The organism is Acidovorax sp. T1 (genome assembly GCF_002176815.1).
In the GTDB taxonomy this organism is placed as follows: Bacteria; Pseudomonadota; Gammaproteobacteria; order Burkholderiales; family Burkholderiaceae_C; genus Acidovorax.
In genome coordinates this window covers 127298-152694 of sequence record NZ_CP021649.1, presented here as the reverse complement: position 1 = coordinate 152694, position 25397 = coordinate 127298, and the positions used below count along the sequence as shown (strand labels likewise).

Below are 25397 nucleotides of genomic sequence, written 5' to 3'. Positions count from 1 at the left end.
AAAGCGCGGCGCTAAGGGTGGATCAGGAAATCAGTCGGGGAGGTCGTCGTAAACCGTCCAGATAAGGGGACGGGCTGACGGATTCGGCGGTCACAGCCGGTGCGGGCGAGCGGTCGAGAGGAAGCGACAGCTGGGGGAAGTTTAGAAGTGCTGCAGTCCCAGGGCCTGCGTCCGCCAGCATGTGCTGGATCGACTCCTGGGAATCGTCTTGGTGTGCCACACCGTGTTCATCATGGTGATGAGCGGATCCTTCCAGATGCATTTCAGCATGCGCAGCCTGGAAAGCTCCCTCGTGGTCGAAAAAGACCAACTGACGGGCCGTTGCAAAGGCCTGACAGAAGAAGGAGAGCAACAGAATGACTGCGAGCAGTCGGCGCATGTATTAAAGAGCTTGCAGGTAAAACTAGCACGCGATCATAGCGACACCGAGTGGATGGGAACCGAAACCCACATGGAACGCGGGCCTTGCTCCCGGACTTTGAGCACTAACATCAACACTTGTGATGAGGATCAATTCAGGAATGATCGGGAGGGACACGGTATGGATACAGATACGAGCGAGGACGCTGGAGGTCCTGCGATTCTGAGTGGTAACGAAGTCATGGAGGCTCAATTCAGTGTTCAAGACGCGACTGAAAAAGGTGAGCCGGCTAAGAGGCTGTACCTCAAGACGTTCGAGCTGATCGACCGAGATATTCTTCTTTGGCAAGAGCGCCCTGAGTCTGAATGGCCCTTGTTGGCAACGATCTTTCCAAACAGCATCGTCATGTATCCAATACATGCGAACCCGCACACAAAACGCTATCTCACACCGAAACATGGTCGTTTCAAGACCGTGATTTACGAGGATAACGCGGATGACCCCCGATGGCCAGGTCAAATTCCCCCACCCTTGGCCACCCCAAATTCCCCCAGGCAGGACGGTCGGATTATGACGACTCGGGTGTGATGGCGATGCGTGCAGCGGCCTCCTTGAGGCGGTAGCTCTTGCCCTCGAACTCCAGCATCGCGCAGCGGTGCATGAGGCGATCCAGGATGGTGCTGGCCATGGTGGCGTCGCCGAGGTATTTGCCCCAGTCCTGCACCACGCGGTTGGACGTGATGAGAACAGCGCGGCGCAGCTTGTAGCGCTGGTGCACGATGGCCTGTAGGACTTCAGCGGCATGCTCGCTGATGCGTCTGGCCAGGAACAGGTCATCGAGGACGAGCAGGTCCGGCGCGACCCAGTCCTTGAGCAGCTCGGTGCGCTCTGCCGTAGTGGCCAGCGCGTAACGGGCGAACTCGGTGTCGGCTTCCAGGTAACGCACGTCATAGCCCTGCAGCGTGGCCTGGTAGGCCACGGCCTTGGCCACATGGCTCTTGCCGGTGCCCGGCTTGCCGATGATCAGCGCGTTGGCCCCCTCGCCGATGAACTTCAGGGTGTGCAACTCGAAGCAGGCGCTGCGCGGCAGCTTCGGGTTGAAACGCCAGTCGAAGTCAGCCAGCGAGGGGCGCTCATCCAGACCCGAGCGCTTGAAGCGGCGCTCGGTCAGGCGAGAGCGCCGGCGGTCCAGCTCGTCTTGCAGCATGGCGGCGAAGGTCTCCAGGAAAGGCTGCTGGGCGGCCTGGGCCTGCATCACGCGGGTGGACAGGGTCTCGGCGATGCCGGACAGGCGCAGCTCGCGCAGCGCGCGTTCGATCTCGATCATGTTCATGGCTGAACTCCCGGTGCGTTGGTGGTGTTGTTGGTGGTGGTGGTGGTGGTGGTGGTGGTGTTTGCCGTGGCGGCGGCGAGCGCGAAGAGATCGCTGTACTCCTCAGCGTCTCGGATGAGCTCATGCTGCTGCGTCAGCGCGTGGGCACCGGCGGCGGGTGCTTCGCCGCAGGTAGCCTCGATGGCCGCCATCGCCTGGGCAAAGAGGGCTTCGGTCAGCGCCAGCACGCGCTTGTAGCTGTAGACCCCTTGCTCCAGGGCCTGGGCGCAGGCGGCATTGATGCAGTGCGCCGGGTAACGGCGCATGAGTCCCACAATGCCCCAGAGCTTGCGCTGCCCGACACGACCCTCGATGGCAAAGAGCAGCTCACACAGCCGGCTGGCGTGCTCACCAATCTCGCCGGCCTGACGCAGGATCAGGCGGGTCTCGCGAGACGGATTGAACACCCGCTCCTCCATGGGCAGAATCACCGTGCCGGGACGCTCGGCCTTGGCGTGGGTGCGCAGCAAGGCACGGGTGTGCATGTCACGAATCTCGATGCGCTGGGCGTAGATGCGCACCAACACCTTGGAGCCGATGTTCGCCGGGCGAGCGGCGTAGCTGCTGTGATCCACCCGCACACAGCTGTCGTCGCAGACGGTGCGCACCGCCTCGTCGAAATACTGCATTCCCAGCACTGGCAGGGGTTTGAGGTGGCTGCGCTCTTCCTCGAACATGGCCTGCACCTGGCGTCGCTCGGTGCCGTGGATGCGCTTGGATGCCCAGCTCTTCTCCCAGTGCGCCAGGAACTCGTTCTGGGCCTCGATGGACTCAAAGCGCCGGCCCTTCAAGGCCGTGGCCTGGGTATGGCCGATGGCATGCTCCACCGTGCCCTTGCGGTTGGGGTCTCGCACCCGCGCCGGGTCGGCCACCACGCCGTAGTGCGCCAGGGCGGCGGCGTACACCGGGTTGAGATCGGGCTCGTACAGGTCGGGCTTGAGGACGCCTTCCTTCAGATTGTCCAGCACCACGTACTGGGGGCAGCCCCCGAAGTACCGCAGGGCCCGCTCGTGCAGCTCGGCCCAGATCTGCTGGCTGGACTTCCAGACCACGCACCGGAAACTGGCACGGGAATACCGCAAGGTGGCCACGAACAGGCGGGGCTTGCGGTACCGGTCGCTGCCGGGCACGCGGGTGGGCGCGCCCTCGCCGTAGTCCACCTGCATCTCCTCGCCGGGCAGGAAGGACAGGCGATCGAACTGCTCGGGCTCCTTGTGCCGCAACTTTGCACAGAAGCGTTTGACCGAGTTGTACTGGCCATCAAAGCCGTGCTGGTCGACCAGGTCCTGGTAGATGGCCGTGGCGTTTCGCTTCAGCCGCAGCTGGGCTTCGATGAACTCGCGCCAGGGTTCGCACAGGGAGGTGGCCACCGGCCCAGGAGCCGGTGGCCAGGGTGGGGGAATTTGACCTGCCGAGCCGGTGGCCACCCCGGGGGAATTTGACTGCAGTTGCTCCAGCCAGCGCTGGTGGTAGCTCCTGACCGTCTTGCGGTCGATGCCCGTGATGCGGGCGATCTCGCGTTGCGATGTGTTGCGCTCCAGCAGTGTCTCTATGGTGGCGCGTTGGTTGGACTTCAAGACATTCACTCCTTGGCCTTCCCTCGGGGAAGACTGGATCAATGTCCTGCCAACAGGTGCCGACGACGCCGGCGTTAAACCCCTATCCCCGATCAGTTCAGGTGGGGGAGTTTGAGGTGGCCATAGACGGGGGAATTTGGGTGGCCATCAGGGTGACACGTTGCCAAACGATCCACAAGACGTGGCGGCGCACGTGGCGTTGAGACTGGCATCCAACATTTTTGATCAACCCAGTGAAGGGCTTGGCCTCATCAAGGATCTTGATTCGGTTTGGCAGTCGTTATCGTTGATACCGCAGGCTGACGTCCTTGTGATCGGCAAAAAGATCCGACTACGCTTGGACGGACGGACGGTGTTCATCGACCAGAACAAAGTGGATAGCCTGCGCAGGGCCTTCAACCGGACTAAAACTAGGGGACGGCAACTCATTCAGCATTCCAAGCACAGCTTGGTACATGACCAGGTGCTCGCAGAGATCGCCCCTGACAGGTTCCAGCGGATTGAGCGCAAAGCACCGCCATTGGTGCAGGTACGAAGAGAGAACGCAGTTCAGACCGCGTATCGCGAGCGCGCGGAGCGGCGCGCTAGCATTCAATCCGTACAAACGCAGGTCGATGTGCTGGCTGCCGAGGCGCCTTCTGAGTTACTGAGACTGCACGCGGAAATCGAAAGAGCTACGCTGACCGCCATGATTGGGCAGTACCGGGAAATGCTCAACAAGAGCCTCAAGGAAGCACAGTGGCAACGCTTCTTTGAGAAACACAAGTTCGTCCTGAGCCTGGCTTTCGCTCGGCCCGTCGAGCTGTCTCACACCCAGTTTCACGCCCAAGGATCTACGCTTGCGGGAACGGGAGCACAGATTGGTGACTTTCTATTCAGAGAGCAAGGCCTGGCGCTCGCCATTGTGGAAATCAAAACTCCAGATGCTCCCTTGATGCGTTCCCGAGCCTATAGGCCACCGAATGTATTTGGACCAGACTCGGAGCTGAGCGGCGCTATCACGCAAGTGTTGCATCAGCAAAGCGAGTTGCGCATGCGATGGAAGGAACACGCCTTTGACAATCCGACCTTGCGTTCCTCCCGAGCAGATGTCGTCAGATGCATAGTGCTCGCTGGACGCCGGCCAGTAGAAGAGAAAGAACTGCGTTGCTTTGAGGTGTTCCGCAACGCCTGTAAGGATGTGGAGGTGATCACCTTTGACGAACTGCTGGTCAAGCTTGAATACCTGCAGCAGCATCTGCAGCCAACTCTGGACGACGTACCGTTTTAGGGCTTCGCGTTCAGTGCTCGATCCTGGCGAGTGATCGCGGTACAAAGCCGCCCGAATACACCATGCCCTCAATGCGCAGCCGACTGGTCACACCTGAACGGGAACTCTGACAGGCAAATGCTGGCGGACCCAATTGGATTGAACCAGAGCACGCACCCCGTCGGCATGAACTTGGCGGTTGGCGTCGAGTGAACGTAGGCTTACGACAAGGGCGACATTCAAGGGTTCGGCCAAAGGTGGCTCGTTAGCCCGCAGTAACGCGTCTAGTTGGATGGCCCACTGATCACCTGCCACCCCTTGCGGGAATTTCTTGCGGTGCAGTTTGACCGGAGACCATTTGCCGCCGTGCTCGATTTGAGCGGCTTCGTAACCAGTGGTCCCCGCTTCACCCTCCATGGGAACCTTTCCGGAAATCCGCGAGCCATCCAGCACACCAAAACTCACGTTGACATTGGCACGTACGTACTCGGCCCCGGCATTGGGGTCCAACGGTGGCGAGTAGGCAGCAGTGATGATCACCTCGGCCCTGAGCTTTCCGTTGTGCATCAACGAGGCGGGGATGGGATAAGGAGTTTTGCGCCATTTGAAGCCAGGCACCACCAACGCTTCAAACATCATCGTGAAGCAGTCATCGCTGTCATAAAGGGCGGACAACGCGTCTTGCGGAATACCGCACCCATAGTAGCGCCTTTCTAGAGCGCCATAGTCTGGAGAAGCCAAGCGCGCAGCATGGATCAGCAGTGCCTTCACCATGTGAGGAGCGACTGCTACGTCGGGATTTCCATCGAGGCTTTGCCACACGTGACCGGCCACCGAACTCACAATCGGCGTGGCGAAGCTTGTTCCGAAACTGCCGTACAGCGCGTCAAAAGGGTGGAGCATTTGCAAGCTGCTCGGTCCAGCGTCCCACTGTTCATGCACACCACCTCCAGCGTGGACTAAATCCGGTTTGGGTGTAAATACAGGCCCCGGGCCCCGACGGGAGTAAGGCGCAGGATGGCCTGCTGCCACCATCGCACCGGGCGAATCGAGATGCGCAACGGCACCGACCGTGAGGGCGCGCACGGAGTCGCCCGGACTGCTCAGCCGGTCCTCAAGATGCAGGTCGGCGACTGGCCAGCCTCGGCGAGGCAAGCCTGTATAGTTCCCAGCTGCGACCACGAAGAGGACCTGATGTTCATCGCTCAGCGCATCCAATTGTTGCGCAAAGTAGCTGAACTCATGGTCCCCAATCTGAGCACCTCCCAGGGAGAGGTTCCATACCTTCACATGAGGCGCATTGCGAACCGCTTCCGCAAGGCGAACTATCAGATCCGTCGTGTTGCCTCCAGCCGCCTCCAATCCGCATGTGTCGTGCACTTGGCACCTTGTGGTTGGAAGCCATGCATGGTCCCCGTTGAGGATCTTGGCGCCAGCTACCAGTGACGCGACAGCCGTTCCATGTACATAGTCTGTGTCCGGAGGGAGCACGTACGAAGTCGTGGAAGCGATCCACGGCCTCAGACTCGTCGCGCTGGCGGCAGTCCCGGTATCGAAGACGCCCACGACAGGATGCTCGACACCGGCTGGCGGCTGCGGCAGCGGACCAGGACCAATGCCGAAGGCAGCCGCACTGGTATGTATTCTCGGTTCGGGAAAGATGGATCTCAGACCCGGAAACATGCTCAGCGCTTCCATCGCCTGATCACCGATTGCAGCCAGGTCAACGCGCATGACAGGAGGGCCCCAACGCTGAGGGATCTCCACTGAATGTATGTTGTGTTGCAGCAGAACGGCGCGCAACGCATCCACGTTGCGTGCCGTAGCGTCCGCTGCATGGTAGCGAAATAGGCTCAGCAACACTCGACCACGAGCGCGCAATGCTGCAACCGTGCCCACCATGCGGCGCGTTTTGTCCCAAGCGTGAATTTTCTCAATCGCGGAGAGGTTGGCCTTGATCTGCTGCGTCTCGCGGGTACGGATAACCCGGGCGAGTGCCTGGACGCTAGCTGCGTTTGCAGCAACCAGCATCTCCTCGATACGTCCGACACCGGCAGGTTGGAGACCAGCTTCTGCTGCCAGAGTATTTGGTCGGTGGGATTTTGCGATCGCGGTGTCTCGCAACTTGAGAATCAGCACCCCTGGCGAGTGCGGATAGCGCTCAATCTCCGGGCGTAGCGCACTGGCAGCATTTTCCAATGTGCCCACGAGCGCTTCGCGGTACTCTGCTGTTACGGGGACCAGTTCCCGGAGGCTGCCACCGCCGTTTTCTGGTGCGGAAAGATCCGCATTTTGAAAGGGAATCCGATGAAACGGATTGGTACTTTGCGCGCTAAGTGGCGCTTTCATCTCCTTGGTCGCCATGGCCATCCTCCTCCTCGATTGCATTTCTTATCTGTCGCTGCGACACCCCGTAAGCAGCGGCCAGTACCCTCTGAGAAAAGAACCTGGGATGCCAACGGCGCAGCCATTGGATCTCCGATTTCAAACTATGCAGGCGCTGACCTTCCATCATCGCCATCATCAATCCAAGCCGGCGAAACACCTCTGTCTCCTCGACCTGCGGTTTAGCGGCAAGAATAGCCGCCCGCTTGGCATCCAAACATACTTGCTCAATGGCGGCGCCTGAAAGTCCTGACGAGCGCTGAGCCAGTTGGTCAACGCTCAACTGGGAAGGTACATAAGCTCCGAGGAACTGAGCCCATAGCTGCTCTCGCAATTCCTGATCCGGCATCGGCATGGCGAGCCGGAACGTAAAGCGTCTCCAGATGGCGTAGTCGAGGAGCTGATCGTGATTGGTCGCAGCCAAGAGAATGGTCTCGTCAGGTAGCGCATCAATGTTTTGCAACAGGGCAATCACCACGCGCTGAAGCTCACCCACATCACGCTCGTTGCCGCGTGCGGTCGCTAGCGCGTCGAACTCATCAAGGAAAAGGACGCAAGGAACCTCCTGCGCGTAGTCGAATACGCGTCGAAGGTTGCGGCTGGTCTGCCCCAGTAAACTGCTGATCAAGGTATCGCAACGTACCGTCAGAAGGGGCAGATGCAGTTGGGCAGCGATCCACCTGGCTGTCTGGGTTTTGCCAGTACCAGGAGGGCCATGCATCACCAAACGATGGGGCTGCGAAACCCCGGCCGCCTGCAGCTTGTCATGGTGCAAAACCGACGAAAGGAATTCCTGCAGTCTTGCTTGAAGTCCACTTGGCAGCAGCAACTGGACTTCGCCGACGGAAGGACGACTGACATCTACCGTGTTCAAGCGACTGTCGCCATCCACAGGAAGTCCGCCCAACGACCCAGGGGCTTGTGCGCCGCGCTGCGCTGAAATGAGCGCAGCGGGCACACGCGCTAAACGCTCACGGATGGCGGACGCTTCGCGACGGCTGCCACTGCGTTCGAGCTTGTCTGCCAGAAGGCCCGCATAGTTCGCAGCCATGCTTTGGTTGGACTTCAGGGCGCCATCCAGGATCTTGAGGACTTCAGAAAGGTGTTCCACGGGTCAACATCGTTAATGATTCAGTTTAGTGGAAAATTGAATCACCATGGGCGCCATCTGCTACGCACAGAGACATTTTCATTCGCCATATGAAAAAAATGATCCGCATTCATGTAAGCGAGTGAATCTCACGGGTGCATCCACCCGAGCTTGTGCTCTTTAGAGGTCTGGTCGTGCCGTTTATCGTCTTCCGTGTGGATGTAGATGCTTGTAGTGGCAATGTTGGCATGGCCCAGGTTGTCGCGCACAGCCTTCAAATCCATGTTGTCACTCTGATGGGTGCCTGCTGTATGCCGCATCCAGTGCGCAGAGGCTTTCTCCACATGAGCCGCAGTCGCCTCGTGATCGGGTCCGAGGGCGCGCAAGCGCGTCGCGGTCTCGCGAAACACGTTCTTGATGAGTTCGTGGACGGCACTACGTCCCATAGGTTTAGCTCCTCCAATCAGCGGCAAGAGTAGAGGCAGCGGGTCCCCCTCGCGCGGAAGTGGCGGTAACCCGTTCGCGCTGCGGTATCTCATCAGTTCCAAGACCAACTCATCCGTGGCAGGAATGCTCCGATCTTTTTCTCCCTTGCCGCGCACTGCAAGCCACCAACGCTCTTTGCCATCGGCGCCCCTTCGCCAGTAAAAGTCCCCCATGGTGTGATCGCAAACCTCTGAAATCCGAAGTCCTGCGATGTACAGCAATGAGAACAGCCAGCGGTAGCGAGCCGCCTGTGATGCTAAGCGCGGTGTTGCCGTAGGAAGCATCTGAATCGTTGTACGCACTTGGGCCCAATGTTCGTGCGGCAGGAAGCGGCTCGTCTTAGTCGCCCCAACGACTGTCTTGCGACGCCTAAGGGCAAGGGGATTTCCCGCCAAGTACCCCGCCTGAACCAGCCAGTTGAACAGGCCGTTAAGAATCGAGAGTGCTTGGCGCTGGCTCTGCCGGTCCAGCGGCTTGGCGAAAGGACGCCAGTTGGGCGAGGACCTGGGTGCCTTCTGGGCGACTTGCATGACCCAGCGGTCGGCCGGCTGTGGGTCTCCAAGGAAGCTCTCGTATGCGAGGAAGTCCTCATGGGTCAGATCGGACAGGGCCTTACCGTGCTGGTGCACGCACCAGAGCAACAGCCTTTCCGCCTCCTTGCGGTAGCTGGCCAGCGTGGCCGGGGAATCCCTGTAGCGCGCGAGCCAGGCCAAAACCGCAGTACGGTCGTCATTGGCTGCGACTTGGGGTAGACCCTGCCCCCGATTGCGCCCCCGCTCGCCTGACAGGTGAAGGGGTAGCACCAAGCCCTCCAAAGGCTCAATATGCGCCAAAACGGCTGGTGCGACGATCAAACTGCTCATGAGCCAAATTTTATGGACATTAGAATAATTATGTCCAGAGATAGGAAATTAAATCACTGATTCATACGTTATACGTTGTATTATTTAAAAATGAGCGAAGAATCCGAAATCCAAGCCGAAGTTGAAGCCCTGCGGGAGCGTTTCAGCGATACGAAAGCGCTGTACCGCGAGGTGTGCGCGTTGCTGTTTTTCCGGTACGGCATCACGCCCACCGCGAGCAAGCTGTATCAGCACGTGCGAAAAGGCTCCATGAGCGCGCCGGCCGAAGCATTGGCCAAATTTTGGGAGGACCTACGCGGCAAAGCTCGGGTGGAAATTGACCACCCGGACCTTCCGGACGCGTTGAAACAAGCTGCAGGCCAGGCGGTCAGCGTGCTGTGGACCCAGGCAACGGAGTTGGCGCGCGAGGAGCTAGCTGTCCTGCGCGTCGAGGCACACGCAGAGGCCCAGAGTGCACAGGCAGGCCTGCAGGAGGCTCTGCAGCGAAGCGCCGTCCTGGAGACCCAGATACAGACCGCACAGACCATAGTCACCGAACTGGAGACCCGAGCTCAGGCCCTTGCTGCAGAGCTTGAGCAAGAACGGCGTGCGCACGCTGCGAGCACAGCGAGAGGTGAGGCTCTGTCCAGGCAGGTGGATGAGCTGAAGCAGGAGCAATCGAAGAGCAGGCAGCATTTCAGTGCTGAACTTGACAAGGGGCGTGCGGCCATCGATGAGGCGGCCTCCCGTGCGGCCGAGGCCGAGCGCCGCGCGCTTCGTGAAATTGATAGGGAGCGCACCGCTCGAACGCAGGTTGACAAGCAACTGGAGCAGCTACGGGGCAAGTTCGCAGAAGTGGAGCGTGATCACCATGCCAAGGTCCTGGAGGCCAACGCAGCCCAGACACGATTGGCCGCAGACCTGGAGAGCGCACGGGCTTCGCTGACCGAGAGCGCCCGCGTGAACCAACTGCAAGGCGTTGAGCTACAGCAGGCACTGCAGGCAGTGGCGCAGCACAAAGCGGAAGCTGACACCCTGCGCGCAATGGTGGCGCAGTTTCAACCACCGCCCAGGCCCGCTCGCAAGAAAAAACCGATGGACGGCCATTGATCCCTGATGGCCACCCAAATTCCCCCGTCTATGGCCACCTCAAACTCCCCCACCTGAACTGATCGGGGATAGGGGTTTAACGCCGGCGTCGTCGGCACCTGTTGGCAGGACATTGATCCAGTCTTCCCCGAGGGAAGGCCAAGGAGTGAATGTCTTGAAGTCCAACCAACGCGCCACCATAGAGACACTGCTGGAGCGCAACACATCGCAACGCGAGATCGCCCGCATCACGGGCATCGACCGCAAGACGGTCAGGAGCTACCACCAGCGCTGGCTGGAGCAACTGCAGTCAAATTCCCCCGGGGTGGCCACCGGCTCGGCAGGTCAAATTCCCCCACCCTGGCCACCGGCTCCTGGGCCGGTGGCCACCTCCCTGTGCGAACCCTGGCGCGAGTTCATCGAAGCCCAGCTGCGGCTGAAGCGAAACGCCACGGCCATCTACCAGGACCTGGTCGACCAGCACGGCTTTGATGGCCAGTACAACTCGGTCAAACGCTTCTGTGCAAAGTTGCGGCACAAGGAGCCCGAGCAGTTCGATCGCCTGTCCTTCCTGCCCGGCGAGGAGATGCAGGTGGACTACGGCGAGGGCGCGCCCACCCGCGTGCCCGGCAGCGACCGGTACCGCAAGCCCCGCCTGTTCGTGGCCACCTTGCGGTATTCCCGTGCCAGTTTCCGGTGCGTGGTCTGGAAGTCCAGCCAGCAGATCTGGGCCGAGCTGCACGAGCGGGCCCTGCGGTACTTCGGGGGCTGCCCCCAGTACGTGGTGCTGGACAATCTGAAGGAAGGCGTCCTCAAGCCCGACCTGTACGAGCCCGATCTCAACCCGGTGTACGCCGCCGCCCTGGCGCACTACGGCGTGGTGGCCGACCCGGCGCGGGTGCGAGACCCCAACCGCAAGGGCACGGTGGAGCATGCCATCGGCCATACCCAGGCCACGGCCTTGAAGGGCCGGCGCTTTGAGTCCATCGAGGCCCAGAACGAGTTCCTGGCGCACTGGGAGAAGAGCTGGGCATCCAAGCGCATCCACGGCACCGAGCGACGCCAGGTGCAGGCCATGTTCGAGGAAGAGCGCAGCCACCTCAAACCCCTGCCAGTGCTGGGAATGCAGTATTTCGACGAGGCGGTGCGCACCGTCTGCGACGACAGCTGTGTGCGGGTGGATCACAGCAGCTACGCCGCTCGCCCGGCGAACATCGGCTCCAAGGTGTTGGTGCGCATCTACGCCCAGCGCATCGAGATTCGTGACATGCACACCCGTGCCTTGCTGCGCACCCACGCCAAGGCCGAGCGTCCCGGCACGGTGATTCTGCCCATGGAGGAGCGGGTGTTCAATCCGTCTCGCGAGACCCGCCTGATCCTGCGTCAGGCCGGCGAGATTGGTGAGCACGCCAGCCGGCTGTGTGAGCTGCTCTTTGCCATCGAGGGTCGTGTCGGGCAGCGCAAGCTCTGGGGCATTGTGGGACTCATGCGCCGTTACCCGGCGCACTGCATCAATGCCGCCTGCGCCCAGGCCCTGGAGCAAGGGGTCTACAGCTACAAGCGCGTGCTGGCGCTGACCGAAGCCCTCTTTGCCCAGGCGATGGCGGCCATCGAGGCTACCTGCGGCGAAGCACCCGCCGCCGGTGCCCACGCGCTGACGCAGCAGCATGAGCTCATCCGAGACGCTGAGGAGTACAGCGATCTCTTCGCGCTCGCCGCCGCCACGGCAAACACCACCACCACCACCACCACCACCACCAACAACACCACCAACGCACCGGGAGTTCAGCCATGAACATGATCGAGATCGAACGCGCGCTGCGCGAGCTGCGCCTGTCCGGCATCGCCGAGACCCTGTCCACCCGCGTGATGCAGGCCCAGGCCGCCCAGCAGCCTTTCCTGGAGACCTTCGCCGCCATGCTGCAAGACGAGCTGGACCGCCGGCGCTCTCGCCTGACCGAGCGCCGCTTCAAGCGCTCGGGTCTGGATGAGCGCCCCTCGCTGGCTGACTTCGACTGGCGTTTCAACCCGAAGCTGCCGCGCAGCGCCTGCTTCGAGTTGCACACCCTGAAGTTCATCGGCGAGGGGGCCAACGCGCTGATCATCGGCAAGCCGGGCACCGGCAAGAGCCATGTGGCCAAGGCCGTGGCCTACCAGGCCACGCTGCAGGGCTATGACGTGCGTTACCTGGAAGCCGACACCGAGTTCGCCCGTTACGCGCTGGCCACTACGGCAGAGCGCACCGAGCTGCTCAAGGACTGGGTCGCGCCGGACCTGCTCGTCCTCGATGACCTGTTCCTGGCCAGACGCATCAGCGAGCATGCCGCTGAAGTCCTACAGGCCATCGTGCACCAGCGCTACAAGCTGCGCCGCGCTGTTCTCATCACGTCCAACCGCGTGGTGCAGGACTGGGGCAAATACCTCGGCGACGCCACCATGGCCAGCACCATCCTGGATCGCCTCATGCACCGCTGCGCGATGCTGGAGTTCGAGGGCAAGAGCTACCGCCTCAAGGAGGCCGCTGCACGCATCGCCATCACACCCGAGTCGTCATAATCCGACCGTCCTGCCTGGGGGAATTTGGGGTGGCCAAGGGTGGGGGAATTTGACCTGGCCATCGGGGATTGATTGCTTGCACGTCGGCCGTCAGTCGGCGAAAAAGCTCCACACAGTATCTGCATACAAACTAGCGACGATCTAATGGCACGCGACGACTTCACGAAACCGACCAAGAATCAGGCTTACCAGCGGGCGGCAGGTCGTTGCTCCAATCCCGATTGCCGCGCCACCACCTCCGCGCCAGTGGGCGAAGTTGACTTCTCCAATGTGGGGGTCGGCGCGCATATTCATGCGGCATCGCCTGGGGGGCCGCGTTATCTCGCTGCAATGACTGCAGAGGACCGGCGCGGCTTTGGCAACATCATCTGGCTATGCCAGACCTGCTCGACGATCATCGACCGAGATCCCGACTCGTACCCTGCAGAAACGCTCAAAGCATGGAAAACATCGGCTGAGGCAAGGGCTCTGATGGAGCAAGGCAAGCGGCTTCCCGATGAAAAGGATATCTATCGCATGGCGGCCATGGCCATGGGCACCCGAACGCCTGGGTTTTATCCAGAAGCCATAGGCAACGTGCACAAAGCCTTGGTCGATCAATTGGAAGCGGTGGATCCGAGGTTCACTGTTTCAACAGCGTACTCGGGCGGCAACACAACGATTACCGTGGGCGCGAAAGAGACCGTGTCTTTTTCCATCAAGATTGCACAAGAATCGGCTGATCTCTGGCGCAAGGGCCTTCAGGCGTCCATTGACGAGGGCCGTGAAGCGACGCTGCCCCTCGATGGGGTCGTGTTTGAAGGATCAAAACTCTTCGATGTGCTGCACAAAGATGCCGACCTAGCATCGATAACGATCATGCCGATGGCACGTCCAGCCGTGTTGAAGATACTTGCGCCCCAGATCGAACCGGCAATTTTTGAAACCATTGGTGGTCAACTAACAGCTGGGCGCAAGCAAATCCGATTTGCAGGCGCTGGATGTGGCGGTCTTCTGGACGTGGAATTAGCTTTCACCCCAACGAATCGCAATGATGTTCACTCGGTATCGACTCTGACTACCAACTTAAAAGCGTGGCAAGGAAAAGAGGCTGCCAACCCTCCCTACTTGGACGTCCTTATCAACCTGCTTGACGCAATTCTTGATCCATCCGCGTCTGTTACGTTCGTCTTGGAAGTCGATGGAAATCAAGCTGCAGCGGGGAAGTTTCATATACCAAAGCATATAGAGGCGATGAACGAGACCCTCGCATTTGCTCACTACGCAAGACGAGCCAGAAATGTGCTTAGATACCTCAGGAAAAGTGCGCCGATCGATATTTTCGAGAGCATTTCCACTGACGATCATCTGGCCCTGGCGCGAGTCAGCGATATCGTTGAGGGCAAGCTCTCCTACCAGCGCTCTCAGATCACCGGTTCACCGACGATGACTGTCGCGTGTACTGACGGGGGTAAGTCACTGATGGAGGTCGTGCGCAACGGAGAGTTTTCAGTTCTGCAGCAGAAAGAACCCGCATCCATGGTCACCATCTATGGGAAGCAATACGAAGTCCCTCCGACCACAAGCTATTACTCGCCTGTGAAACTGCATATCCTGAGCAAGAAGAAAAAGAAGGAGTGCATTGACTTTCGTCTGCGAATCGAAATGGCAGACAACTTCACAAGCCAAACGGTTTTCGATGTACAGCATTGATAGGAGTTCGCTTTTGAAGCTCGGTTGCCGCTAGATCGTGATCAGCCAGCTACGAGGCCGCTCAGTGGGTTAGCCCTCTATGATGCGGTCCAATCGCTCCAAGAGAGGTGTTCGGTGCCAAAGACGTTGAGTCAAATGAGGAAACGCCTGGAAGAGGCGATGAGCCAGGCCAACGACGCGGAGGAGATCATTCCTCTTTTGAAGAAGGTCATTGCTCAATACGAGTTGATGCCCGGCGATCTGTTTGATCAGCCCTATCAAGCGCCAAAGTTAGCAGCTCAAGAAAACGCTAAGACGCGAAGTACGGAGCCACAGTTACAGGCGGTCTACCAAGACGGCAATGGCAACACCTGGGCGGGGCGCGGGCGACGGCCAACGTGGCTGAACGAAGCGCTTGAACGAGGGCACACCCTAGAGAACTTCAAGGTTCCGAGCAAACGCGTGAGTCGAGCTAAGTGATTGATATCACTTGATTTTTTGCGGGTGATTTCAGGTTTTGCTCAAAAACCGAGATTACCCCTATGCCCGTCTATCGTTACCCAGCAAGGCTGCCACTTTCTTGAAGCCTTTGCTGGCCAGAGTAACTGCCGGTGTCGATGCGGTGGCCGCTGCAGCCCGCAGTGGCGTACTGCGCGTGGATGATGAACTCCATTTGTCGCCATTGCCCGCAGAGGACGAAGACCCAGAAGTGACCAAGCTGCGCGCGGCTTTGGATCACCGCATCGGTGAGGTTCAATTGCCGGAAGTGATTCTGGCCGTTGACGCCCAGGTGCGCTTTAGCTGGATCATGCTCGGACGTGAGCCGCGCTCTACCGACGAGCTGCTGATGGTCTATGCCGGCATCATGGCCCACGGCACCAGTCTGACTGCGGTCGAATGCGCGCGCATGATTCCGCAATTGTCTGCCACCAGCATTCGCCAGGCCATGCGCTGGGCGCGGGACGAACGGCGTCTGAGCCAGGCCTGCCAGGCTGTGCTGGAATTCATGCAGCGACACCCGATTGCCGCCACCTGGGGGCGGTCCGATTTGGCATCTTCTGACATGATGAGCATGGAGACCACCAAACGGGTGTGGCAAGCCCGGCTTGATCCTCGGCGCAACACACCTTCCATTGGAATCTACTCCCATGTAAAAGACCGGTGGGGCATCTTCCATGCGCAGCCCTTTGTGCTCAATGAGCGCCAGGCGAGCGTGGCCATTGAAGGTGTCATCCGCCAAGAAAAGCTGGAGACCAGCCAGCTTGCTGTGGATACCCATGGCTACACCGACTTTGCCATGTCACATGCCCGTTTGCTTGGTTTTGATCTTTGCCCGCGGTTGAAGGAACTCAAACAGCGCCACCTCTTTGTGCCACGCGGCACCAAAGTGCCCGCAGAAATCGCTGCGGTGTGCGAAGCCAATGTCGACGTCGCTTTGATCGAAAAGCATTGGGATAGTCTGGTGCACCTGGCAGCCTCGGTCATGAGCGGACATGCCAGTGCGGTGGCAGCTCTTGCGCGGTTCGGTTCTGCCGCCCAGGGCGATCCAATCTATGAGGCTGGCGTGCAATTGGGGCGGTTGCTGCGTACGGCGTTTTTGGCTGACTACTTTGTCAAGGACGCTTTCAGGAACGAGTTGCGCCGGGTGCTCAATCGGGGCGAGGCTGTTAACGCCCTCAAGCGCGCCATTTATACCGGCCGGATCAGCCCGGCGCAGGCCAAACGTGTCGATGAAATGCAGGCTGTGGCCGATGCGTTGAGCCTGATGGCCAACATCGTGATGGCGTGGAATACCTCACAGATGCAGGCGGTCCTGGATCGCTGGTCGAACCGCCGCCAGGTCATTCCACCGGAACTGATCGGGAAGATTGCGCCCACCAGGCTGGAGAGCATCAACTTGCGGGGTGTGTTTCGCTTCCCGGTTGACCGCTATGCTGACCAAATCCTGCCTTCGCGGCCAAATGCATCGATAACTGGCACCAATGGATGAAACCGACCACGGTTTGACGCCACGAATCGCAGATTTGAAAGTGAACAGGAAAGTCAATGAAATCAACGATCTACCAACACCACCTCCGCGCCAGTGCTAGCTTTTCGTACCGTCACTTATTGCACTGAAAACGAGGAGACCCCGATTCATACGTTCGGTTTTCCTATCCAAGGAGTTCATCATGAAATACTTGCTCATCGCTCTCGTTGGCGCCACGACCCTTGGCTTCAGTCTCTCGGCCAGTGCCGCTCCAGACCAAGAAAAGGTCTGCCCTCCCAAGAAACTCGTATTGCAGCTCGACCATGGCCCGCGCGCACAGACGACGCCATACCTGAACCAATTGCGCAAGGCGCGTTATGAGGCCGAAGTCAAGGCCTGCAAAGATGGCGCAAAAGCCGCCAAAGAAACCTGTGCCCCGTAACTTTTGAGATGGGATTGGTCGCTGCGTGCATCTGGTGGGAGTTGGTCCTCGCCCATGCGACGTGACCATCTGCATGGTGCCAGGCCAGAAGCCACGCATCATCGTCTGACCATTCTTGCAGCAACCCAAATGATTCACTTCGTTGGGCGGCCCACCCTCCTCCCGGCTCCTATGATCAGGCGCCGTTGGGCTCCAGGTCTATGGAGAACAGCAGCTCCTGCATCCGTCGGCGCTCCTCAGGAGTAGGCCATGCGGCATCTCCTGGCGCAGCCTCCAATTTGAACCGCCCCTCTCGGTCGAAGCGGACAAACCCATAGGTCTCGTTGACCACAGCACCCGGCACCCCATCGGCCCGAAGCCGTACATACCAGTCCGCCAGGCGCAGAATTTGATCCGCCAACATCGGTGCCAAGGCCTGCCCCCTGGCAAGCGCCACATACAGCACATGCGGCAAGGCGTGCACTTCACCCGCCTCGTCGAGCAGGAACACATAGGACGCGTGTTCACCATCCGAGTCGCACATTCCGCGGCCGGAGCCATCCACGGTGGTGTAGACGGGGGCAAAGCCACTGCCCGGCTGGCGGAAGTTCGTGGTTTGTCCCTGATACACGCGTGCAGCAACCCACTGAACGTCGCCCGCATAAGCGTAGGCGCGCAAATCGAATTTCATGGGCTGTTGTCCCTCCTCATTCGCAATGACGCGCTCGCCCGGAGGCACGAAAGCCTGTGCCACATAGGCTCCTGTCATGATCTCCTGCCAGACCCGGCGCGTGAGCTTGTCACCCCGGTACGCGGCGCGGCTGCCGAAGCCCGCTGCGGGTTTGAAGAACAGGCTACGACGAGTCGCCCACAGCCGGTCACCATGTGCCTCATCGACCACTTCGGTGCGCGGCACGTTCGCCAGCAGCACCTGCCTGTCGTCGTCAGCAACGCCCAGCGCCCGCAGCGCACCATCGTTACTGAACAAGGCCAGTCGCCGCTTGTCGGCGTATAGCGCGTGCGCCCTCGGATGAGGCGTGAGAACCACTGCCTGTTCCAGCCAAGCCTGCCGCAGCACGGCGTTGGCAGGCAGATCCAGATAGAAATCTGTGACACGGTTGTAAACCACGTCGATGGCGAGTTCGCCGTGCCAGAGCCTGCCGTGACGGCACGCCAGCTCGGAGGGATCGACAATGATGGCCTGCAGTCCATGGCGCTCAAACAGCTGCCGGAACAGCAGGAACTCTGGATACAGGTATTGCTGCTGCGGCGCTTCGTCCACGATAGCGATCGAGACCAACGGCCGTGAGTGACCGGCCAGCCGCCACTCACGGCGGAACATGTCCACCAGCCGCTGCTCGAACGTTGCGACGGCGCCGCGGCTTGGCACCATTGCCTGCACAGCCTGACAGCAGCTGCGCTGAGCACGGGCCAGCACCGCATTCAGCATCGCACCACCAGCGTTTGTGTTGATTTCGATCAAACCGAGACGGTCTTGGTCCAGATGGAAGTCATAGCCGAAGAACACGCCCTGGGAGCCACCGGTGCCGGCCCGCGCAATGGCGGGGGCATCCGCCAAGACCTGCTCCCGGTAGGCCGGGAGTGCCACCACTGCCTCGATGGCTTGCACGACGCGGGCCATTCGTTCGAGAGGAGGCCGCGCCACGAAGACAGGCTGCGCAGCAAAAAGGTAGGGGCATCGGTCGCGCACTAGCTGCGACAAGCTCGGAGAGCCCAACTCGGCATCGAGCGCAGCCGCCAGCGCCGCAGGATCCAGGCTCAGACAGAAGCAGTCGCGGTTGAGCTTCTCAAAGGAGGTCAACTCGCAGTTTGGTGTGTTGTGCATTGAGAGAGGAGTCAGAGCAGTTGGTGAAACAAGTAGAGCGCCTCCTTTTAGAGCCTGTCCCACGCCCCGCGTCGGCGCCAGGGGGCAGCGTGATTTTCTCTGCCCATTGCACGTATTTCTGGTGCACATCAAGGAAGCGCTCATGGCTCATGCATCAAGCCCCAGAGTGGGTCGGATGGGTTGTGAATCCGTTCCCGAAGCGCGCTGTCTTCGAAGTTCAAACTGTTTGACCAGTGCGTAAAGCGCCGGAATCACAGCCAGCGTGAGCACGGTCGAAGAAATCATGCCACCGACCATCGGCGCGGCAATGCGACTCATCACTTCCGAGCCGGTGCCGGTCCCCCACATGATGGGCAGCAGGCCCGCCATGATGGCAACGACCGTCATCATTTTGGGACGAACACGCTCTACGGCGCCCTCCATGACTGCCTCGTAAAGGTCACCAACTCCTGGCTCTTTCCCTTCAGAGCGGCGTTTTTCCTTGATCTCTTCCCAGGCGTGGTCCAGGTAGATCAGCATGACGACCCCGGTTTCAGCGGCCACACCAGCCAGGGCAATGAAGCCCACAGCAACTGCGACAGAGAGGTTGTAGCCAAGCCACCACATCAGCCAGACGCCGCCAACCAACGCGAACGGCACCGACAGCATGACGATCAAAGTCTCCGTCAGTCGCCTGAAGTTCAGGTACAGCAGCAGGAAAATGAGCAACAGCGTTACTGGCACAACGAATTTCATTTTCTCGATGGCACGCTCCATAGACTCAAACTGACCGCTCCATGTGGCGTAGTAGCCGGGCGGGAACTTGACCTGGTCATTCACTGCTTTGCGCGCCTCGGCGACGTAGCCACCGATGTCACGCTCACGGATGTCCACAAAAATGTAGGCAGATAGCAACGCATTTTCGGTACGGATGCCAGGGGCGCCCTTGGCCACCTCCACGCGGGCAACCTGGCCCAGCGGAATCATGGCTCCATCCATGGTCGGCACCAGCACTTCGCGGGCGATCTGCTGCGGGTCAGACCGCAATTCGCGTGGGTAGCGAACCGTAACGCCAAAACGCTCTCGCCCTTCCACCGTGGTGGTCACCATGTCACCGCCGAGCGCCGTACCAATGACCTCCTGGAGATCACCCACCGCCAGACCGTAGCGTGCCAGTTGGGCGCGGTCGGGCTCGATGTTCAGGTAGAAGCCGCCTGTGATCCGCTCCGCGAATGCCGAGGTGGTGCCGGGCACAGATTTCACTACGGTCTCGATCTCCCGCGCCAGGCGTTCCATTTCGTTCAAGTCCTTGCCGAAGACTTTGATACCAATGGGTGTGCGGATACCGGTGGACAGCATGTCGATGCGCGCCTTGATGGGCATGGTCCAGGCATTGGAGACGCCAGGAAACTGCAGCGCCTTGTCCATCTCGGCGATCAATTTGTCGATGGTCATGCCAGATCGCCACGCTGACTCCGGCTTGAGGTTGATGACCGTCTCGAACATCTCGGTCGGTGCTGGGTCGGTGGCCGTGTTGGCCCGTCCTGCCTTACCGTAGACCGATTCAACCTCTGGAAAACTCTTGATGATCTTGTTTTGCGTCTGAAGCAACTCGGCGGCCTTAGTGATCGACATGCCCGGCAGCGAAGCAGGCATGTAGAGCAAAGTGCCTTCATTGAGCGTCGGCATGAACTCGGACCCCAGCTTGCTGGCCGGATAGAACGACACCCCAAGCACGACCAGGGCAATGGCAATGGTCACCTTCTTCCAGCGCATCACTCCAGCGATGATGGGTCGGTAGACCCAGATCAGGAACCGGTTCACCGGGTTACGGGACTCCGGCATGATGCGTCCGCGAATGAAAATCATCATGAGCACCGGCACCAGCGTCACCGACAACAGCGCCGCTCCTGCCATAGAAAACGTCTTGGTGAACGCCAGCGGTGAGAACATGCGCCCCTCCTGTGATTCGAGCGTGAACACGGGCAGAAACGACACGGTGATGATCAGTAGCGAGAAGAACAGTGCCGGGCCAACCTCCTTGCACGCGGCGATCATGGCCTCGACCCGCTGCTTGCTGTTGTGCTCGGGTGGGAGCCGCTCCAGGTGTTTATGGGCGTTCTCGATCATGACGATGGCCGCATCCACCATGGCACCGATCGCAATGGCGATACCACCCAGACTCATCAGGTTGGAATTCATGCCCAGCAAGCGCATCGCGATGAATGAGATCAGCACCCCTACGGGTAACATCAAGATAGCCACGAGGGCTGAACGGACGTGCATGAGAAAGACCATGCAGACCAAGGCAACGATCAGGCTCTCCTCAATCAGCGTTCGCTTGAGCGTATCGATGGCCCGATGAATCAGGTCAGATCGGTCGTAAACAGCCTGGATGCTGACGCCCTGCGGCAGCCCTGCCGAAACTTCGGTAATTTTCTCCTTCAGGTTATGGATGACTTCCAGGGCGTTTTGGCCATAGCGGGCCATGGCGATGCCCGAGACCACCTCCCCCTCCCCGTTGAGTTCGGTCAGGCCGCGCCGTTCATCGGGAGCGAGTTCAACGCGAGCGATGTCTCGAATCAATACTGGTGTTCCTTTTTCGGCCTTGACGACCAGGTTCTCAATGTCCGCCGCGCCGCGCAGATAGCCCTTTCCGCGCACCATGTACTCTGTCTCGGCCATCTCCACCACACGGCCGCCGACGTCACGATTGGAGTCGCGCACGACCTGTGACACCTTGGCCAAAGGAATGCCGTAGGCCCGCAGCTTCACCGGGTCGACGGTGATCTGGTAGGTCTGGACAAAGCCACCGACGGATGCCACCTCAGCGACGCCATGCGCCTTGGTCAGCTGGTAGCGCAGGTACCAATCCTGCAAAGTTCTCAACTCGGCCAGCGTCCGGTCCTTGGCGATCAAAGCGTACTGGTAGACCCAACCCACACCGGTGGCATCAGGGCCAATTTGCGGCGTGACCCCCTTGGGCATTCGACTGGATGCGAAATTGAGGTATTCCAGCACGCGCGAACGCGCCCAATAGATGTCTGTGTCATCCTCAAAGATGATGTAGACGAAGGACGCTCCAAAGAAGGAAAAGCCGCGCACCACCTTGGACTTGGGTACCGACAGCATGGCGGTGGTCAAGGGATAGGTGACCTGATCCTCAACCACCTGGGGCGCTTGTCCAGGGTATTCGGTGTAGACGATGACCTGAACGTCGGACAAGTCCGGCAGCGCGTCCAGAGGCGTTCGCAACACAGCGAACACCCCTGCGACAATGACAAACAGCGTGGCAAGCAGCACCAGGAAGCTGTTTCTTCCTGACCAGTCAATGATCTTCGCGAGCATGTTGTTCCCTGAAGATCAGTTATGGCCGGCGTGCGGAGTGGCCGCCGCTTTGCCCACGGGTTTCACGGAGGTGACCACCCATTCACCCTGTCCACGCTCAACGAACTCGAAGACCACCGCTGTGCCAGGTTGCAAGCCCGTCATCAGCCCGTTGTTGGAGACCTTGAACTCCATGGACATTGCGGGCCATTTGAGGGAGGGTATGGGACCATGGGCAATGGTCACCGTGCCGGCCTTCGCATCAGACTCCTCCACCCTGCCCTCACCTTGGTGCCCGACGGCGGCAGCGGGCTTGCTCGCATCAGGGGTGCCTTGTGCTTCCGACTTAGCTCCATGTGAGGAGTGCCCAAAGCCGCCCACGGCCGCCTTGAGGTTGGCTTCTGCATCGATCAGGAAATTGGCAGCGATGACCACCTGCTCACCCTCGCGAACGCCCTCGGTGACTTCAATGCGGTCGTCGCTGCGTGCGCCCACTTTGACATCGCGGGGTTCGAATCGTCCCTCCTTGAGCTGCACCAGGACGATCTGGCGCGTGCCGCTGTCAATCACGGCCGAAGTCGGCACCGTCAAAACCGCCCCCTTGCTGGCGGTCGGAAGTTCCACCTGGGCAAACATGCCAGGCTTGAGCAAGCCACCCGTGTTCGACAAGTCCACGCGCACCTGCACCGTTCGGGTTTCAGGCTTCAGGGTGGGATACACATAGCTGACTGTCCCCTGGAACACCTTGTCTGGGTAGGCATTGATTTGCACCTTGGCCTTGCCCCCCGACTTGACCAAGCCGATGTCTTGCTCGAAGACATCGGCGATGACCCAGACCGAGGACAGGTTGGCGACTTGGTAGAGCATTTCGCCCGGCATGAATCGCATACCTTGGATGGCCTTCTTGTCGGTGATGATCCCTGCCACTGGTGAGCGAAATGTCAGCGTGCGGCGTGCGTCGCCGGATTTGGCCAAGGTCTTGACCTGCTCGTCCGAGATATCCCAATTGCGAAGCCGCGCCAGGCTGGAGTCGGCCAGCTCACGCATGCCACGCTGTGCCTCACCAGAGGCATCCTTCAACGCGTCAACACCCTGTGCCGCGATGGCGTACTCGCGCTGAGCAGACACCAGTTCGGGGCTATATACCTCGAAGAGTGGCTGCCCCTTGTTCACCGTCTGCCCGGTAACGTTGGCATGCAGACGCTCAACATAGCCCTCAAATTTGGCAGCAATGGTGAAGGTCTGGCGCTCGTCTGGTTCAATGCGTCCGGCGGCACGCACTACCTTGTCCAGAGAGCGAAGACTCACCGCCTCGGTGCGAACGCCAAGTTTCTGAATCTTTTCGGTGCTGATGCGAATTTGATTGGAGTTGGTTTCTGCTTCTTCCTGCTCTCCCTCGTAGACCGCGATGTAGTCCATCCCCATTGGATCTTTTTTCGGTGTGGGAGATGTGTCGGGCAACCCCATCGGGTTACGGTAAAAAAGTACCTTGCGCTCCTTCTTGGTAGGACCGGCAGAGGCGCCCTGCGACGCAGTCTGGTCACCACTGCGGGCTTCTGATTGGCGCTGTCCCATCCAATAGCCACCACCCGCCGCCAACCCTGCGGCGACGATAGCCAGGAATACGCCGGCCTTGAAACCTGTTGTCATTGTTCTTCTCCCACGATGCGTTCAATTTCGGTAAGCCGCTTCTGCGCTTCCACGCCGGCTTTGATCTGATTCAGTTTGGACTGACGAATCTGGCGCTGCGCGTCCAGCAAGGTCGCAAAATCCACCTTGCCCGTCTGGTACCCAGCCAGCGCAGAGCGGAAGGTCAACTCCGACTGCGGCAAGAGACTTTCGGTCGTTAACGCCAGAGAGCGCCGGGCGGACTCAAAACCTGCCACGTTGGCGTAAAGGTCTGCCAGGACTTGATTCGTGACGACTTCCTGGCGTGAGCGTGCAGCGGCCAACATGGCCTCGGACTCCCGCTCCTGGGCGCGCCGCGAATCTTGCTGCAGGGGAATATTCAACTCGACCATCAGCTCCCACTCTTTGATCGAGCCTCGGTACTGAATCGGAGAGATACCGACGTTGAAGTCGGGATAGCGGTTCTTGTAGGTCAGCTCGCGGTTCTTCTCGGCCGCCCTGATCTGGGACTCTTCCGTGCGCAGCAGCGGATTGTTCATCCGGGCGCGCCCTTCCAGCGCTGCGAAGCTGACTTGCTCCGGCGACGGCAAGGCGCGGATCTGCTCGGGTGCAGCCAAAATCTCCGAGGTCGGACGCCCCACGAGCGCATTCAACTTGGACTGGAGTTGGCGACGCTCAGCGTCCAGTGCAATCAGTTCGTTGCGCATTGTGGACTGCTCCACCTGCGCACGGATCACATCCTGTTGCGCAGCAAGCCCGCCCGCATAGCGGACCTGCGCGACTTTTTCCAATCGCGCCATCAGGTCGAGAATTTCCCGCGACAAGCGATCGTTCTGGTCCAGGTAATAGAGCTCGGCATAAGTCGTCTTGATCTTGCCAGCCAGTTCAACCCAGGCGCCTGCTGCACGGCTTCTCGCAGCTTGTGCTTGTGACTCAGCCACCTCACGCTTCAGACCGCGTTTGCCCATCCAGGGAAAATCCTGCATCAGCACGTAGCGGGTGCTTCCGACGCGCCCTGGCAATAGCGTGGGGTTTTGTTCTCCCATGCGCGTGATGTCACGCAATTCGGTTCGGAATTTAGGATCCGGCAAGGCGCCCGCAGGCGCGACGCGCTCTGCTGCCGCATCCGCATCAAAACGCATGCTGGCGATTTCTGGGTTTCTATCCCTGGCCGCTTGCAGCAACCCTTCGACACTCGATCCCAGCTTGGCCTCCTGGGCCCGAACCATCGGGCTCAAGGCGAGAGCGACCAGCACCACACCCAACGACAGGCGAAACCTATTCGGCATCAGGACCTCCCTTGGCGGCACGCAAGGCAACATTCAACTGGTCAACCACTTCGGCCCAGTCCGCATCCTCCAGAAGCTCTTCGCGCAACAGAGTCGCCTGAGCAGGCGTCCAGAATGGCGCATCGGCCAGCAGCACATCGGGCGGCAGTGGAGCGTGCTCCTCCAAGAACTCCCTAATGCCTGCCGCGTCCATGCGCAGGCCGAGTTGGGCAAATAGTTCAGAGAAGCGATGAAATGACTTTTCCATAGCGGTGGTCCC

Annotated in this window: 19 protein-coding genes; 9 read left to right on the top strand and 10 right to left on the bottom strand. The window is 59.9% G+C overall.

The features are described 5' to 3' along the window. Positions 1–223: 223 nt before the first annotated feature. The gene (locus CCX87_RS21015; RefSeq protein WP_157667157.1) at positions 224–949 is read left to right on the top strand and encodes a hypothetical protein; all 726 of its coding nucleotides are present in this window, start codon (positions 224–226) and stop codon (positions 947–949) included. Here CCX87_RS21015 and istB (CCX87_RS19680) read toward each other — a convergent pair. Both istB (CCX87_RS19680) and istA (CCX87_RS19675) read right to left on the bottom strand, forming a co-directional pair. Then, a complete protein-coding gene (gene istB / locus CCX87_RS19680; protein ID WP_056269326.1) occupies positions 930–1694 on the bottom strand; it encodes an IS21-like element helper ATPase IstB in 765 nt (254 codons plus the stop codon). The two genes, CCX87_RS21015 and istB (CCX87_RS19680), sit on opposite strands and share 20 nt — an antisense overlap. Beyond that, complete coding sequence (gene istA, locus CCX87_RS19675; RefSeq protein WP_087744503.1) at positions 1691–3319, bottom strand: IS21 family transposase; 1629 nt, start codon at positions 3317–3319, stop codon at positions 1691–1693. The genes istB (CCX87_RS19680) and istA (CCX87_RS19675) overlap by 4 nt, the downstream gene beginning before the upstream one ends. A gap of 151 nt (positions 3320–3470) precedes the next feature. On the opposite strand from istA (CCX87_RS19675), the gene CCX87_RS19670 reads away from it, so the two are divergent. Continuing rightward, positions 3471–4580 (top strand): Shedu immune nuclease family protein, encoded by a 1110-nt coding sequence (locus CCX87_RS19670; protein WP_087748578.1) that lies wholly within the window; start codon positions 3471–3473, stop codon positions 4578–4580. Positions 4581–4667: 87 nt separating this feature from the next. Here the strand turns inward: CCX87_RS19670 and iteS are convergent, their stop codons facing one another. The 3 genes from iteS to CCX87_RS19655 form a co-directional block, all read right to left on the bottom strand. Then, positions 4668–6923 carry a S8 family anti-phage peptidase IteS gene (gene iteS, locus CCX87_RS19665; RefSeq protein WP_054257489.1) on the bottom strand — a complete coding sequence of 752 codons (2256 nt, stop codon included), beginning with the start codon at positions 6921–6923 and terminating at the stop codon, positions 4668–4670. Beyond that, positions 6892–8055 (bottom strand): anti-phage ATPase IteA, encoded by a 1164-nt coding sequence (gene iteA, locus CCX87_RS19660; RefSeq protein WP_054257478.1) that lies wholly within the window; start codon positions 8053–8055, stop codon positions 6892–6894. The genes iteS and iteA overlap by 32 nt, the downstream gene beginning before the upstream one ends. A gap of 128 nt (positions 8056–8183) precedes the next feature. Next, the gene (locus tag CCX87_RS19655) at positions 8184–9383 is read right to left on the bottom strand and encodes a tyrosine-type recombinase/integrase (protein ID WP_054257479.1); all 1200 of its coding nucleotides are present in this window, start codon (positions 9381–9383) and stop codon (positions 8184–8186) included. 90 nt (positions 9384–9473) lie between these two features. Between CCX87_RS19655 and CCX87_RS19650 the strand changes: the two genes are divergently transcribed. The 7 genes from CCX87_RS19650 to CCX87_RS19620 all read left to right on the top strand — a co-directional run bounded on the left by CCX87_RS19650 (position 9474) and on the right by CCX87_RS19620 (position 17089). Then, positions 9474–10472, top strand: coding sequence for a DNA-binding protein (locus CCX87_RS19650; protein WP_054257480.1), 999 nt, complete (start codon positions 9474–9476; stop codon positions 10470–10472). A gap of 145 nt (positions 10473–10617) precedes the next feature. Next, a complete protein-coding gene (istA, locus tag CCX87_RS19645) occupies positions 10618–12246 on the top strand; it encodes an IS21 family transposase (RefSeq protein ID WP_087744503.1) in 1629 nt (542 codons plus the stop codon). After that, the gene (gene istB / locus CCX87_RS19640) at positions 12243–13007 is read left to right on the top strand and encodes an IS21-like element helper ATPase IstB (protein WP_056269326.1); all 765 of its coding nucleotides are present in this window, start codon (positions 12243–12245) and stop codon (positions 13005–13007) included. Before istA (CCX87_RS19645) ends, istB (CCX87_RS19640) begins: the two co-directional genes overlap by 4 nt. A gap of 144 nt (positions 13008–13151) precedes the next feature. Then, complete coding sequence (locus CCX87_RS19635) at positions 13152–14699, top strand: hypothetical protein (RefSeq protein WP_139235484.1); 1548 nt, start codon at positions 13152–13154, stop codon at positions 14697–14699. Positions 14700–14858: 159 nt separating this feature from the next. Continuing rightward, complete coding sequence (locus CCX87_RS19630; protein ID WP_157667116.1) at positions 14859–15158, top strand: H-NS histone family protein; 300 nt, start codon at positions 14859–14861, stop codon at positions 15156–15158. 37 nt (positions 15159–15195) lie between these two features. Beyond that, entirely contained in the window at positions 15196–16668 is a 1473-nt protein-coding gene (locus tag CCX87_RS19625; RefSeq protein ID WP_442857488.1) for a Tn3 family transposase, read from the top strand. Positions 16669–16849: 181 nt separating this feature from the next. Continuing rightward, positions 16850–17089 (top strand): hypothetical protein, encoded by a 240-nt coding sequence (locus CCX87_RS19620; RefSeq protein ID WP_005795304.1) that lies wholly within the window; start codon positions 16850–16852, stop codon positions 17087–17089. A 175-nt stretch (positions 17090–17264) separates the two neighbouring features. On the opposite strand, the gene CCX87_RS19615 is transcribed toward CCX87_RS19620, so the two are convergent. The 5 genes from CCX87_RS19615 to CCX87_RS19595 all read right to left on the bottom strand — a co-directional run bounded on the left by CCX87_RS19615 (position 17265) and on the right by CCX87_RS19595 (position 25385). Then, the gene (locus tag CCX87_RS19615; protein ID WP_087748577.1) at positions 17265–18914 is read right to left on the bottom strand and encodes a hypothetical protein; all 1650 of its coding nucleotides are present in this window, start codon (positions 18912–18914) and stop codon (positions 17265–17267) included. Positions 18915–19061: 147 nt separating this feature from the next. Further along, on the bottom strand, positions 19062–22241 hold the full coding sequence (locus CCX87_RS19610) for an efflux RND transporter permease subunit (protein WP_024815539.1): 3180 nt from the start codon (positions 22239–22241) through the stop codon (positions 19062–19064). Between the two features lie 15 nt (positions 22242–22256). Next, entirely contained in the window at positions 22257–23870 is a 1614-nt protein-coding gene (locus CCX87_RS19605; RefSeq protein WP_024815540.1) for an efflux RND transporter periplasmic adaptor subunit, read from the bottom strand. Next, complete coding sequence (locus tag CCX87_RS19600; RefSeq protein ID WP_369825320.1) at positions 23867–25138, bottom strand: TolC family protein; 1272 nt, start codon at positions 25136–25138, stop codon at positions 23867–23869. Before CCX87_RS19600 ends, CCX87_RS19605 begins: the two co-directional genes overlap by 4 nt. Further along, positions 25128–25385: a DUF2789 domain-containing protein gene (locus CCX87_RS19595; protein WP_086926362.1), complete on the bottom strand. Its 258-nt coding sequence runs from the start codon at positions 25383–25385 to the stop codon at positions 25128–25130. Before CCX87_RS19595 ends, CCX87_RS19600 begins: the two co-directional genes overlap by 11 nt. Positions 25386–25397: the final 12 nt, after the last annotated feature.

What these genes read in the sequence shown, in the direction of transcription:
- istB (WP_056269326.1), bottom strand. Translation starts at nt 1,694, where the DNA reads ATGAACATGATCGAGATCGAACGCGCGCTGCGCGAGCTGCGCCTGTCC.
- iteS (WP_054257489.1), bottom strand. Translation starts at nt 6,923, where the DNA reads ATGGCGACCAAGGAGATGAAAGCGCCACTTAGCGCGCAAAGTACCAAT.
- CCX87_RS19655 (WP_054257479.1), bottom strand. Translation starts at nt 9,383, where the DNA reads ATGAGCAGTTTGATCGTCGCACCAGCCGTTTTGGCGCATATTGAGCCT.
- CCX87_RS19650 (WP_054257480.1), top strand. Translation starts at nt 9,474, where the DNA reads ATGAGCGAAGAATCCGAAATCCAAGCCGAAGTTGAAGCCCTGCGGGAG.
- istB (WP_056269326.1), top strand. Translation starts at nt 12,243, where the DNA reads ATGAACATGATCGAGATCGAACGCGCGCTGCGCGAGCTGCGCCTGTCC.
- CCX87_RS19635 (WP_139235484.1), top strand. Translation starts at nt 13,152, where the DNA reads ATGGCACGCGACGACTTCACGAAACCGACCAAGAATCAGGCTTACCAG.
- CCX87_RS19630 (WP_157667116.1), top strand. Translation starts at nt 14,859, where the DNA reads ATGAGCCAGGCCAACGACGCGGAGGAGATCATTCCTCTTTTGAAGAAG.
- CCX87_RS19620 (WP_005795304.1), top strand. Translation starts at nt 16,850, where the DNA reads ATGAAATACTTGCTCATCGCTCTCGTTGGCGCCACGACCCTTGGCTTC.
- CCX87_RS19615 (WP_087748577.1), bottom strand. Translation starts at nt 18,914, where the DNA reads ATGCACAACACACCAAACTGCGAGTTGACCTCCTTTGAGAAGCTCAAC.
- CCX87_RS19610 (WP_024815539.1), bottom strand. Translation starts at nt 22,241, where the DNA reads ATGCTCGCGAAGATCATTGACTGGTCAGGAAGAAACAGCTTCCTGGTG.
- CCX87_RS19605 (WP_024815540.1), bottom strand. Translation starts at nt 23,870, where the DNA reads ATGACAACAGGTTTCAAGGCCGGCGTATTCCTGGCTATCGTCGCCGCA.
- CCX87_RS19600 (WP_369825320.1), bottom strand. Translation starts at nt 25,138, where the DNA reads ATGCCGAATAGGTTTCGCCTGTCGTTGGGTGTGGTGCTGGTCGCTCTC.
- CCX87_RS19595 (WP_086926362.1), bottom strand. Translation starts at nt 25,385, where the DNA reads ATGGAAAAGTCATTTCATCGCTTCTCTGAACTATTTGCCCAACTCGGC.